The sequence below is a fragment of the Herbaspirillum sp. VT-16-41 genome, from assembly GCF_001994935.1.
In the GTDB taxonomy this organism is placed as follows: domain Bacteria; phylum Pseudomonadota; class Gammaproteobacteria; order Burkholderiales; family Burkholderiaceae_D; genus Herbaspirillum; species Herbaspirillum frisingense.
In genome coordinates this window covers 50,700-64,147 of the sequence record NZ_MUXB01000120.1, presented here as the reverse complement: position 1 = coordinate 64,147, position 13,448 = coordinate 50,700, and the positions used below count along the sequence as shown (strand labels likewise).

Annotated in this window: 8 protein-coding genes; 5 read left to right on the top strand and 3 right to left on the bottom strand. The window is 63.7% G+C overall.

The genetic code is table 11. The annotated features are described in order from the left end of the window. Positions 1 to 174 precede the first annotated feature (174 nt). The 3 genes from BTM36_RS17830 to trxA all read right to left on the bottom strand — a co-directional run bounded on the left by BTM36_RS17830 (position 175) and on the right by trxA (position 2,445). Complete coding sequence (locus BTM36_RS17830) at positions 175 to 444, bottom strand: type B 50S ribosomal protein L31 (protein WP_006462941.1); 270 nt, start codon at positions 442 to 444, stop codon at positions 175 to 177. 286 nt (positions 445 to 730) lie between these two features. After that, the gene (gene rho, locus BTM36_RS17825; RefSeq protein ID WP_006462942.1) at positions 731 to 1,993 is read right to left on the bottom strand and encodes a transcription termination factor Rho; all 1,263 of its coding nucleotides are present in this window, start codon (positions 1,991 to 1,993) and stop codon (positions 731 to 733) included. Positions 1,994 to 2,118: 125 nt separating this feature from the next. Continuing rightward, entirely contained in the window at positions 2,119 to 2,445 is a 327-nt protein-coding gene (gene trxA, locus BTM36_RS17820) for a thioredoxin TrxA (protein ID WP_006462943.1), read from the bottom strand. A 497-nt stretch (positions 2,446 to 2,942) separates the two neighbouring features. Here trxA and BTM36_RS17815 point away from each other — a divergent pair, with 497 nt between their 5' ends. The 5 genes from BTM36_RS17815 (at position 2,943) to BTM36_RS17795 (ending at position 13,431) form a co-directional block, all read left to right on the top strand. Continuing rightward, positions 2,943 to 5,732 (top strand): PD-(D/E)XK nuclease family protein, encoded by a 2,790-nt coding sequence (locus BTM36_RS17815; protein ID WP_077237338.1) that lies wholly within the window; start codon positions 2,943 to 2,945, stop codon positions 5,730 to 5,732. A gap of 11 nt (positions 5,733 to 5,743) precedes the next feature. Further along, entirely contained in the window at positions 5,744 to 9,196 is a 3,453-nt protein-coding gene (locus BTM36_RS17810) for an exodeoxyribonuclease V subunit beta (RefSeq protein WP_174616879.1), read from the top strand. A gap of 345 nt (positions 9,197 to 9,541) precedes the next feature. Continuing rightward, positions 9,542 to 10,750: a cation:proton antiporter gene (locus BTM36_RS17805; protein ID WP_006462946.1), complete on the top strand. Its 1,209-nt coding sequence runs from the start codon at positions 9,542 to 9,544 to the stop codon at positions 10,748 to 10,750. Then, positions 10,747 to 11,976 (top strand): YbdK family carboxylate-amine ligase, encoded by a 1,230-nt coding sequence (locus BTM36_RS17800; RefSeq protein ID WP_006462947.1) that lies wholly within the window; start codon positions 10,747 to 10,749, stop codon positions 11,974 to 11,976. Before BTM36_RS17805 ends, BTM36_RS17800 begins: the two co-directional genes overlap by 4 nt. Before the next feature lie 246 nt (positions 11,977 to 12,222). Continuing rightward, positions 12,223 to 13,431, top strand: coding sequence for an NAD(P)/FAD-dependent oxidoreductase (locus BTM36_RS17795; protein ID WP_077237337.1), 1,209 nt, complete (start codon positions 12,223 to 12,225; stop codon positions 13,429 to 13,431). Positions 13,432 to 13,448: the final 17 nt, after the last annotated feature.

Genomic DNA, 13,448 nt, shown 5'->3' with positions numbered 1-13,448 from the left:
TGTGCAGGAAATCACAGTAAATAGTTGTTTCTGACTGCTACATCCTGGTGCATGCGGTGTTGCTCTGTTGCTGTGGTGCTGTGGCGTGGAACCCGCCCACTGCATCGTGCCGGCACCACGGCCATGCAAAACAAAAAAGGCAGCCGGAGCTGCCTTTTCTGAGGGAAGTACTGATTACGCCTTCGAGACAGCAGTCTTCGAACCGACGGAACCGAACTTCTGGCGGAACTTCTCGACGCGGCCAGCGGTGTCGACGATCTTGTGCTTGCCGGTGTAGAACGGGTGCGATTCAGCCGAAACTTCGATCTTCACCAGGGGATATTGCTTGCCTTCGAACTCAGCGGTTTCGCGGGTGCCGATGGTGGAGCGGGTGATGAACTTGAAGTCGTTCGACACGTCGTGGAACAGGACTTCGCGGTAATCCGGGTGGATGCCTTCTTTCATGATTGCCTCAAGAGTAGTTTGGTAGCCAATCGCCACTTCGTCGGTCGCCCTGCTTCTTGACCCGATTGATGATCACTTGCCGGTTTGGAAAAGTCCGAAATTATACAATCAAATCAGGAGCTTGGGTCAAGGTGCGCAGTGCCCTGGCCGGTCCGGACGTGGTTTTTCGGGTTCATGGACGCGGATCGTATTGCGATTGCATTGCTCCTGATGCAATGAAAAACGGCATGTCTGCAAGCAGGCATGCCGTTTCGCCGGTGGATGACCGGATGATGCAGTGATGCGTTTAGTTGCCGCGACGCATCATGTCGAAGAACTCGGCGTTGTTCTTGGTGGACTTCATCTTGTCGAGGATGAATTCCATCGCCTCGATCTCGTCCATGTCGTACATCAGCTTGCGCAGCACCCAGATCTTCTGCAGCTGGTCGGGCTTGATCAGCAGCTCTTCACGGCGGGTGCCGGACTTGGAGAGGTTGATGGCGGGGTAGACGCGCTTCTCGGCCAGGCGACGCTCCAGGTGGACTTCCATGTTGCCGGTACCCTTGAATTCTTCAAAGATCACGTCATCCATGCGCGAGCCGGTTTCGATCAGGGCGGTGGCGATGATGGTCAGCGAGCCGCCTTCTTCCACATTGCGCGCCGCGCCGAAGAAACGCTTCGGGCGCTGCAGGGCGTTGGCGTCCACACCGCCTGTGAGCACCTTGCCGGAGGCCGGGATGACTGTGTTGTAGGCGCGTGCCAGGCGGGTGATCGAGTCCAGCAGGATGACCACGTCCTTCTTCATTTCGACCAGGCGCTTGGCCTTTTCCAGCACCATTTCGGCGACCTGCACGTGACGCGTGGCCGGTTCGTCGAAGGTGGAGGCGACCACTTCGCCGCGCACCGAGCGCTGCATTTCGGTCACTTCTTCCGGGCGTTCGTCGATCAGCAGCACGATCATCACGGTGTCCGGATGATTGGTGGTGATGGCGTGGGCGATGTGTTGCAGCATCACCGACTTGCCCGATTTGGGCGAGGCCACCAGCAGGCCGCGCTGGCCGCGACCGACCGGGGCGATCAGGTCGATGATGCGGCCGGTGATGTTTTCCTCGCCGCGCATCTCGCGCTCAAGCTGCAGCAGCTTGTTGGGGTGCAGCGGGGTGAGGTTTTCGAACAGGATGCGGTGCTTGGAGGCTTCCGGCGGTTCGCCGTTGACCTTGTCGACCTTGACCAGGGCGAAATAGCGCTCGCCGTCCTTGGGCGTGCGCACTTCACCTTCGATGGAGTCGCCGGTGTGCAGGTTGAAACGGCGGATCTGCGAAGGCGAGATATAGATGTCGTCGGTGGACGCCATGTAGCTGGCGTCGGGCGAGCGCAGGAAGCCGAAGCCGTCAGGCAGCACTTCCAGGGCGCCATCGCCAAAAATCTGTTCTCCTGATTTTGCGCGCTTCTTCAGGATGGCAAACATCAACTCCTGTTTGCGCAGGCGCGCAGCGTTCTCGATGTCCAGGCTGATTGCCATTTCCAGCAAGGCAGAGACGTGCATCGCTTTTAGTTCTGATAAGTGCATATGAGTGTCCCGGGACGGGATAAGTAAAGGTGGGGGAGGGAATTGCGTGGTGTGAGTCTGGGGTCAAGCCCGGCCTGTTGTGCCGGACAGACGGCAGCGCGAGCGCGCCGCCGTCGGATATTACATCAGATGTTGCTGTCGATGAACGAAACCAGCTGGCCCTTGGCCAGTGCGCCGACCTTCTGGGCTGCGGCTGCACCGTTCTTGAACAGGATCAGGGTCGGGATGCCGCGGATGCCGAACTTGGCCGGAATGGCCTGGTTGGAATCCACATCCAGCTTGGCGATCTGCAGCTTGCCGTCGTATTCCTTGGCGACTTCTTCCAGGATCGGGGCGATGGCCTTGCAGGGACCGCACCATTCGGCCCAGAAATCAACCAGCACGGGCTTGTCGGACTTCAGCACGTCAGCTTCGAAGGAGGCGTCGGTAATATGTTTGATATGTTCGCTCATGGCATTTCCTCGGTATGAGGGAGGTCTAGTAAGTAGTCAATTAGCGCCGGTGGACACATACCATCATGCCTGGCGTGAGCCATCAACGCTTCCGGAGTTGCTTGATCTACGTGGAGTCGTTGCGCGCCGATTCAAGTTGTATTTGAAGCGCGGCAGGGGTAAGCGGCGGGGTACAGGAACAATCATAACCCATTTTGAGGGAATGTGTAGACGCAGCGGCCCTGGCTTGTTGTGTCTCGTCCTCACGCCGGCTGCAGGCTGGCCGACGAGTGCCGACGCGGCTTTGCAGGCGATCTGCCGGCAAAAAATGCGCAAGCGCCAGGACCTGCTGGCATACAATGCGCAGCAGTCCGGGGCGCACTGCGATTGAAAATATCTCTTGCTTCGAGAGAAAAATACAATCGCCGCCAGCCCTGGAAGGCGCCTCGTGCTCGCCTGATGTGGCCTGAGCTGGCGCCCTGGTTTCCTCAATCGCCCTGATTCAATCCCGAGAACGCATGCTGTCAGCCACCGTCCCGATCGCTCCCACTCCCGACTTCTGGCAACAGGCCGTGCGTCTGTTGCTGCGCGAAGGCCAGCCACTGGGCCAGGCCCTGCACAGCGAGACGCAGGCCGCCGCAGCGCTGGATTTCTCGGGTGTGCAGCTGATGGTGCCGGCCTTCTCCCACGCGCAGAACTTCAAGGCGGCGCTGGCGCGCGAACTGCGCCGGCCCTTCATCGCACCGCGCATCAATACCCTCTCGGGTTTGCTGGCCATGCAGGTCCCGGGCGAGAGCGCGCCGCCGTCCGAGAGCGAACGCCTGATGCAGCTCTACGCCCAGTTGCGCGAGCACGGCTGGTTGAAGAAGATGTTTTCCGCGCGTCGCAATGCCGATCTCCTGCCCTTGGCACACACCCTGCTGGCGTTGTCGGACGAGCTGACGCTGGCGCTCTTGCCCGAGATCCGTGCCAGCGCCGAGGGTGAGCAGGCCGCTGTCGGCCGCTGGGCGCAGGCCCTGGCCCAGCTGCTGGAACCGCTGGCGCCGTCGGCGCATGGCATGTTGTCCGACGAGGCCGCGCTGGTGTGGCAGGTCTGGAAGACCCAACTGGATGCCAACGACCGCATCGTGCAGCGCTTTGACGCCATGCTGGCCTTGGCCGAACGCGCCAGCCTGCCGCTGGTGTGGGTCAGCCCCACTGCCCCGGAACCGCTGGACGCGGCCTTCCTGGCCACCTATGCCAGGCATCAGCCGGTACGCATCGTCACCCTCGACTGGAGCCGCCAGGCCATCGCGCCATTGCATCCGGTCTATCTGGCGGCATGGGAAGAACTGGTGGCCGGGGATGAAGGCGTACCGCCGGCCTTCCTCGAACCGGCCTCCCTGCCGGACCCGGCCCCGGCCAAGGCTGCCGCGCTGCCGCTGCCGCTCCCGCTGCTCTGTCCGGCGCCGGACCTGGAGAGTGCTGCCGTGCAGAGCGCACAGATCGTGCTGCGCTGGCTGGAGCAGGGCAAGGGCGAGATCGCCATCGTCGCCCAGGATCGGGTCACCGCACGCCGTCTGCGCGCCCTGCTGGAACGCGCCGAAGTGGCCGTGGCCGACGAGACCGGCTGGAAGCTGTCCACCACCCGCGCCGCTGCCGCGCTGGCGGCCTGGAACGACCTGGTGTCGGCCCGTGGCGAGACCAATGCCCTGCTGGACCTGCTGAAGTCGCCCTTCGTCTTTCCCGATGACCCGGACCGCGCCGATCGCGTCATGCGCATCGAAGCCCGCCTGCGTCGCGCCAATATCGCCGGTGACTGGCAAGCCCTGCAATCGGCCTTCGCGCAGGCGGAGGATGGTGCCGACCTCGCCTGCATCACCTTGCTGGCCCGCCAGGCCGCCCGTTTCGGCGGTCGCAAGACCCTGGCGCAATGGTGTGACACCCAGCGCGCCCTGTGTCAGGCCCTGGGCATGGAGAACGCATTGCGCGACGATGGCGCGGGCGAACAATGCCTCCTGATGCTGGACGACATCGCCGCCGGACAAGGCGGCCTGGAAGACAGTTTCTCCTTTGCCGAATGGCGTGCACTGCTGAACCTGCGCCTCGATGCCACTTCCTACATGCCGCCCATCAAGGACCGGCGGGTGGTGATGCTGCCGCTCAATGGCGCCCGCCTGCGTCGCTTCGATGCGGTACTCGTGATCGGTGCCGATGCCGCGCACCTGCCATCGCCACCGCAGGAAACGCTGTTCTTTTCCAATGCCGTACGGCGCGAACTGAACCTGGTCACGCGCGCCGAACGCCAGCGCCAGCAACTGCGCGACCTGACCGAACTGCTGTGCGTGAATCCCGAGGTGGTGCTGTGCTGGCAGACCCATCAGGACGGAGAACCCAACCCGGTCAGCCCCTGGATACAGCGCCTGGAACTGAAGCTGGCGCAGCAAGGCATGGCGCCGTTGCGCAATGTGCATTGGCAGGCGCCGCTGCGCAAGCTGCAGGCGCAGCGTTCATCCATGCCGGCACCGAGCGCGCCGGAGCTGTTGCCGTCCAGCCTGTCGGCCAGCGGCTTCGGCAGTTTCCTGGCCTGCCCCTACCAGTTCTTCGCGGCGCGCATGTTGCGCGTGGCAGTGATGGACGAGCTCTCCGACCTGCCCGAAAAACGCGACTACGGCAGCTGGCTGCATGAAATCCTGCATCGCTACCACGCCCACCTGCGTGAGCAGGCCACGCCGCTGGCGGCACGTCCCGCTCTGCTGGCCGGCATCTCGGAAGAGGTGTTCCAGCGCGAGATGCAGCGTCATCCTGCGGCGCTGGCCTTCCACGCCCGCTGGCAGAAGGTGATGCCGGCCTACCTGCTCTGGGCCAATGAACGCGAGGCCGATGGCTGGCAGTTCGTCTTCGGTGAGCAGTCGCAGTCGCAAGCGCTGTCCTGGCAGGATGGCGGCATCGAACTGTATGGTCGCCTGGATCGGGTGGATGAGAATGCGCAGGGCGAGCGCGCTCTGCTGGACTACAAGACCCGCAGCGTCGCCAGCCTCAGGCAGAAGGTCAAGGAAGAGGATGATCATCAACTGGCCTTCTATGGCCTGCTGGCCGGCGGCGCAATAGAACACGCCCATTACGTGGCCCTTGAACTGGGCAGCGACAAGAAGACCGGCGACGCCGCTGCCCCCGATTTCCTCCGCAAGCAAGACATGCTCAAGCAACAGATCACCACCACCCTGCATCAGGTGGCGCAGGGCGCGCCGCTACCGGCCAATGGCATCGAATCGGTATGCCAGTACTGCGATATGCGCGGCCTCTGCCGCAAGGGAGCCTGGCTGTGAGCACCGGCGAGATGAAGAAACCCGCTCCGGCGGCCTATGAGATCGACGGCAGGGCCGTCGAGGCCGCCCAGTTCACCCGCGCCGCCTGCGATCCGCGCCACTCGGTGGTGGTGGAAGCCTGCGCCGGCAGCGGCAAGACCTGGCTGCTGGTGGCACGCATGCTGCGCCTGTTGCTCTCGGGCGCCCAGGCGCCTGAACTGCTGGCCATCACCTTCACCCGCAAGGCCGCGCAGGAAATGCGCGAACGCCTGATGGAGCTCTTGCATGAACTGGCGCTGGCCGATGAGGCCGGGGCCGCCGCACTGCTGCGCGAGCGCGGCGTGGTCGAGGCCGATCTGTCGCGGTTGCTGCCGGTGGCGCGCGGCCTGTATGAGCGCATCCTGTCTTCCGAACAGAGCCTGTCCATCGACACCTTCCATAGCTGGTTTGCACGCCTGCTGCAGATCGCGCCGCTGGCCTCGGGCGTGCCGCATGGCTATACCCTGACCGAGAAGAATGGCGAGCTGCTGGACGAGGCCTATCGCCGCTTCATGCAGAAGCTGCGCAATCCCGAGGGCGAGCGCATCAAGGCTGCCTTGCTGGAACTGTATGAACTGGCTGGCGACTTCAATGCCCGCCAGTTGCTGGACGCCTTCATCGACAAGCGTGCCGAATGGTGGGCCGCGACCCAGCACGATGGCGACGACAGTGAAGAGATTGATACGCCGACCCCGCTGCTGTGGCTGCAAGCCCTGTGCGGCGAGGATGCGCTGCGCGACGCGCGACTGTCGTTGTGGGATGACGCTGCCCTGGTGGACCGCGCCAGTCGTATCGCCATCCTGCTGGGGCAGGGCGGTGCCGCCAACAAGACCCGGGCCGTGGCCATCGAATCTGCGCTGACCGCCGGGCCGGCGCTGGCGCACTTCGACGCGCTGTACAGCCAGTTCTTCGACGACAAGGACAAGCCGCGCAAGAACGGCAAGGTGAAATCCCTGCTGGCGGCAGTGGTGCAGCATTTCCAGGTGAGCGAAGATGCCGCGCTGGAGGCCTTCGACAGCGAATTCAATGCCGTCGGCACCGAGTTGCGCAAGTTGCAGGGCCGCAGCAAGGAAAAGCAGGTGCTGCAGCTCAACCGCGCCCTCTTCATCGCTGGCCGCGCCTATCTCGACAGCTATCAGGAAGTGAAATCGGAACAGCGCGTGCTGGACTTCGCCGACCTCGAATGGCAGGCCTATCGCCTGCTCAACGACGAGGCCAGCGCCGCCTACCTGCAGACCCGGCTGGATGCCCGCTACAAGCACATCCTGCTGGACGAATTCCAGGACACCAACCCGCTGCAATGGAGCATCGTGCGTTCCTGGCTGCGTGCCTATGGTGGCGATGCGGCGCAACCGAGCGTGTTCGTGGTGGGGGACCCCAAGCAATCGATCTATCGCTTCCGGCGCGCCGAGCCCCGGGTGTTCGTGGCGGCGCGTGACCTGTTGCGCGCGCAGGGCGCGGCCGTGCTGCGCGCCAACCAGACGCGGCGCAATGCCAGTGCTGTGGTCGAGGTGCTCAATCGCTCATTCGTGCGCGGCGGCAATCCGCTGTTCGCCCAGCAGACCACGCTGGGCCTGGAGGGAGGCGAGGTGTGGCGGCTGCCGCTGGTGCGGCAGGAGGAAGGTGCAGAAAACGTCAACGACGAGGACGCCGACGCCAGTGACCCGGCGCCCGTGATCGCCTGGCGCAATCCACTGACCACGGCACGCGGCGAGGAAGACGATGCCCGTCGCCTGCTGGAGGGGCAGGCGCTGGCGCAGGCGCTGCTCAAGGCCAGCCGCGAAGTGCCGGTGGTGGAGGGCAAGTCGACCCGGCCCATGCGCTGGAGCGACATCATGCTGCTGGTGCGCAAGCGCAGCCACCTGGCGGCCTATGAAAGTGCCTTGCGCGCGGCCGGCATCCCCTTCATCTCGGACAAGCGCGGTGGTCTGCTGGAGTCGCTGGAGATCGCCGACCTGATCGCGCTGCTGACCTTCCTCATCACCCCCAACGACACGCGGGCGCTGGCGCACGTCCTCAAGAGTCCCATCATCGGCGCGGCCGACGACGATCTGGTACAGATCGCCCGCCGTGCCGCACAGGCCGATGGCGGCCACTGGTGGCAGCACATGCTGGCCATGCAGCAGGAAGGTGTGGCCTCGGCCGCGCTGGTGCGCGCGACGGGTATGCTGCAACGCTGGCTGCAGGCGGCGCCGCACCTGCCGGTGCATGATCTGCTGGACATGATCCTGCACCAGGGCGACCTGGTTGCGCGCTATGCCCAGTACGCCTCGCCGCTGACGCGCAGCCAGACCCTGGGCAATATCGCCGCCTTCGTCGAGCTGTCGTTGAACATGGATGCCGGACGTTATCCCAGCCTGCCCAAGTTCATCGACGCGCTGCGCGTGTTGCAGCGCAGTGCCGGTGGCGATGCGCCCGACGAGGCCAGCGTGGATGCCAGCGCCGATGCCGTGCGCATCCTCACCGTACACAGCGCCAAGGGGCTGGAGGCGCCCGTGGTGGCGATCCTGGATGCCAATCACAGCGAATCGGTGGAAGACAACCTGGGCATCATCTGCGAATGGCCGCAGGATCAGGATGCGCCGACGCATTTCTCCGCCTTCGGCCGTCGTAGCGAACGAGGTGCGGCGCGTCAGCGCCTGTTCGACGAAGAGGATGCCCTGCGTCAGCAGGAAGACTGGAACCTGCTCTACGTCGCCGTCACCCGCGCCAAGCAATTGCTGCTGGTGTCGGGCGTGGCCGGCACCCGTGGCGCCGGGGAGGGCGGTGTGGTGGCAGGTAGCTGGTACGAGCGCCTCTTCGCCAGCGATGCCCCGGTACGCGAGATCAGCGAGGAGGCGGTGCAGGGCGCGCAGGCGGCAGCGCTGGAAGAGCGCTTCGAGCTGTCGCTGTTCGAGCCGCGGCCGGTCCCGTTGTCGCTGTTCGGTGCGGGCACTGGCTCTGGCACTGGCGAGGCTGAAACGCCGACCGTCGTGGCCGAAGACGGCACCCTGGTCGCCAGCGAAGCCATCGACGAAGGCGTGGCCCTGCACGCGTTGCTGGAACGCCTGACCCATGCCCAGGCCTGGCCGCTGGCACTGCCCGCGCCCCCGGTGCTGGTGCGCTGGCTGGGTGTGTCGGCAGAGATGGCGCAGGTGGTGCATGCGCAGGCGCGCCAGATGCTGGCGCAGCCGCAACTGGAACGCTTCTTCAATCCGGCCCTGCACCGCTGGGCGCGCAACGAGATGGAGATCGTTTCCACCAGCGGCGTGATGCGCCTGGACCGGGTCGTGATGTTCGAGGATGAAGTCTGGGTGCTCGACTACAAGCGGCGCCTGCTCGATAGCGAACGCGCCGATTACGCCGCACAGCTGGCGCGCTATCGCAGCGCGCTCGTGTCGGTCTTTTCTGACATGCGAATCAGGTCTGCGCTGATTACCGCTGATGGCACGCTGGTGGAACATTGAGGCTCCCCCAACTACCGTCATCCACTCCATGCGCTTCGGATAAGTTCCAGAAATTCAATAAACATCAAATCAGGAAGTTTAAATTTTCCGTTGTAAGATAAAAAAGATCATCGCAGAGGGCAAGAGTGATATCTTCGGTGCTCCGTGATTGTTGGCAACGTGGTTTTGTTAGTAAATCCGCGTTGATCAATCCGGGGCCGATCGCATCGGGTAGTCATGCATCGCCAGGCCGATCCGGCTATCCACGCTCGCACGCTTGCACGCTCATGCGATCTACGCATGGTCCCCGTCCGGTCCCCGCACCGGGCGCGGTTCCAACAACCTAATCGTTCTACAGGAGGAGATATGGAGTGGGCTCTTCCGTCTTTCACCCTCGCACAGACGCTGCAATGGAATGCCTTGCTGGTATTCGGCGGTCTGCTGCTGTTCGGGCTGATCGCGGGCTACGTAGTTTCCAAGTCCCCATGGGTGCCACGCATCACGGGTTATCTGCTGGTCGGTTTCCTGCTCGGTGCGGGCGGCTTCAACCTGCTTTCGGGCGAAGTGCTCAAGGTCACCAACATCTTTGCCGACATCGCCGTGGCACTGGTGGTGTATCAGCTGGGTCGCTATGTCGATATCGGCTGGCTGCGTCGCGAGAAGTGGTTGATGATCACCGTGGCCGTGTCGGCGGTGCTGTGCTTCGGCTTCGTCAGCATTGCGCTGACCTGGTTCGGTACCGATTCGGTGATGGCGCTGCTGGGTGGCGTGATGGCCATCGCTACGGCTCCGGCCGTGGTGCTGGTGGTATTGCGCGACCTCAAGGCCGAAGGCCAGGTCACACGGCGGCTCGCCGCCATGACGGCCTTGAACAACTTCGTCGCCGTACTGGCCGCCTATGCGCTCTTGCCGGTGATCGCGCACGAGGCCGGCACGCCCGTGGCTACGCTGATCCAGCACACCTTGTATTCGCTGGTGGGCTCGGCGGTCCTGGCCTACCTGACCTATTGGCTGATGATGCCGCTGGCACGCCTGCTGGGTCGCGAGAACAGCTCGCAGTTCGTGCTGGTGATCTCGGTGATCGCGCTGGCCATCGGTGTGGCGCATGCGCTGCACCTGCCGGTGATGCTGACCATGCTGATCTTCGCCATCCTCTCCAAGAACCTGGATCGCCAGTTCGATCTGATGGAGCTGGAATTCGGTGTCGCCAATGAGCTGTTCGTGGTGATGCTGTTCGTCACCGTGGGTGCCTCGATGAAGCTGTCGGACCTGGGCCTGCTGGGCTTCTCGGTGCTGATCCTGATCGCTGCCCGCTTCCTGGCGATGGGGCTGGGCATCTTCCTGTTCGCGCGCTTTGCACGCATGAACTGGCGCCAGGCCGGCCTGCTCACGCTGGGTACCCTGCCCATGACCGAGGTCGGCGTGGGCCTGATGCAGACGGTGTCTTCGCTGTACCCGCACACCACGGCCAATGTGCTGCCGCTGCTGGCGGGCAGCATGGTGGTCCTGGAATTCCTGGGACCGGTGGCGACACAGTTTGCCCTGATCAAATCTGGAGAGAGTGGACGCGAATGAATACCGAGACACTGATCCGCAATGAACAAGACGCCGCTGCGAGCCAGGCCCATGTGGCCGGTCCGCAGGGCAGCGCCGGCATCCTGCCGTTCGGTTCCTCCACGCCCTTTACCATGGGCATCGAGCTGGAACTGCAACTGGTCAACCGCCGCAACTACAACCTGGCCAGCGATGCGGTCGATCTGCTGAACTGGATCGAGCCGCGCGACCTGCAAAAGCAGATCAAGCTGGAAATGACGCAGGGCATGATCGAGCTCAATTCGGGCATCCATACCCGCGTCGATGAACTGATCGAAGAGCTCAAGGGCTTGCGCGCCGCCTTGAACAAGGGCGCGCAATACCTCAACATCGACGTCTCCGGCGGTGGTGCGCATCCCTTCCAGCACTGGAATGAACAGCGCATCACGCCCAGCGAGCGTTTCCATTACCTGCACGAGAAATACGGCTACCTGGCCAAGACCTTCACGGTGTTCGGCCAGCACATCCACATCGGGGTGGAGAATGGCGACGATGCGCTGTACCTCACGCACGGCTTCTCGCGTTACGTGCCGCATTTCATCGCACTCTCGGCGGCGTCGCCGTTCTACCAGGGTGCCGATACCAAGTTCGATTCCTCACGCAGCAATGTGGTACGCGCCTTCCCGTTGTCGGGCACGGCCCCGGTCCACACCCGCTGGGCCGAGTTCGAGACCTACTACGATGAGTTGCACCAGATGGGCATCATCGCCAGCATGAAGGATTTCTACTGGGACATCCGTCCCAAGCCGGAATACGGCACCGTGGAAATCCGCGTCTGCGATACGCCCCTGACCATCGAGCATGCGGCACACCTGGGCGCCTATGCCCAGCTGCTGGCACGCTGGATCCTGACCGAACGGCCGTTCGTGGTGGGTGACGATTTTTATCTGCTGTACCAGTTCAACCGTTTCGAGGCCAGCCGCTTTGGCCTGAACGGTCAGCTGGCATTGCATGGCGCCACGCCTTCGCAGTCGCGCAAGCTGCCCATCTTCGAACATCTGCTGCAGCAGCTGCAGTTGCTGGAACCCTACGTGGCCAACGAGGCCGAGCACCAGACCATCGTGCGCCTGCGTCGCATTGCGCATGACCGGCTCTCGGACGCCAACTGGCTGCGCCAGATGTTCGCCCAGCGCGGATCGCTCAATGACATGATGCGGCTGTCCTCGGAGTTGTGGATGGGCGTGGAGCCGCCGCCGTATTTCCAGTAACCGATATGACGATATCCCTGATTTCCACCGCGAGCCGGTGAGCTGACGTTGAGGTGTCCGCCCGCCCGGGTGATTGCAGAGCACACGGGACGGCGGCGAGAAGGCCGGGGGCCGGTGTCGCAAGATGCCGGCCCCTTGTCTTTGTGATCGTTGTTTCCTGGCTCTTGTGCGCAAGGGCCGGGATCGCCGACAATCACGGCTTTTGAAGCGACCTCGGGCTGCACCGAGATGCGTGCCGGAGCCAGCATGAGCCACCATTCCCCCAAGCATTTTGATGTCGCCGTCATCGGCGCCGGCGCGGCCGGCATGATGTGCGCCGCCGTGGCCGGCCAGCGTGGCCGGCGCGTGGTCCTGATCGACCATGCCGGCAAGCTGGCCGAGAAGATCCGCATCTCCGGGGGCGGCCGCTGCAATTTCACCAATGTGGGCGCAGGACCGCAGCATTATCTTTCGCAGAATCCGCATTTCTGCCGCAGCGCCCTGTCGCGCTATACCCCGCAGGACTTCATCGGACTGGTCAAGCGCCACCGCATCGGTTTTCACGAAAAGCACAAGGGTCAGCTGTTCTGCGACGATTCAGCCGAGGACATCATCGCCATGCTCAAGGCCGAATGCGAGACCGGCAACGTCAGCTGGCGCATGCCCTGCACGGTGCATGAGGTCGGCAAGAGCGGCGAACTGTTCCGCATCGCCACCAGTGCCGGCGAAATCCAGGCGGCGAGCCTGGTGATCGCCACCGGCGGACTGTCCATTCCCAAGATCGGCGCCACCGATTTTGCCTACCGCATCGCCCGCCAGTTCGATCTCAAGCTGATCGAGCCGCGCCCGGGGCTGGTGCCTCTGACCTTCGATGGCAAGGGCTGGCAATCGCTGGTGGAGCTGGCCGGCATCGCCCTGGAGGTGGAAGTGGAAACCGGAGTGAAGAAGGAGCGGGGTTATTTCCTGGAAGACCTGCTGTTCACCCACCGTGGCCTGTCCGGTCCGGCCATCCTGCAGATTTCCAGCTTCTGGAAGCCGGGCGCGCCGCTGACCCTGAACCTGCTGCCGCAACTGGATGTGGCCGAGACCCTGATCGAGGGCAAGGGGACGCTCAAGAAGAACCTGGGCAACCTGCTCGCGCAATGGCTGCCCAACCGCCTGGCCGAGGGCTGGCTCCAGATCCATGGCTTCGATGCCGGCGCGCGCATTGCCGACATGCCGGACAAGGCACTCAAGAAGCTGGGCGACTCCCTGAACCGCTGGGTGATCGTCCCCAGCGGCTCGGAAGGCTATCGCAAGGCCGAGGTCACCCTGGGCGGCGTCGATACCCGCGAGCTGTCACAACAGACCATGATGGCCAACAAGGTGCCGGGCCTGCATTTCATCGGCGAGGCCACCGACGTCACCGGCTGGCTGGGTGGCTACAACTTCCAGTGGGCCTGGGCCTCGGGTGTGGCGGCCGGTTCGGCGGTGTGAGGCGAAGTTGGTGGTGA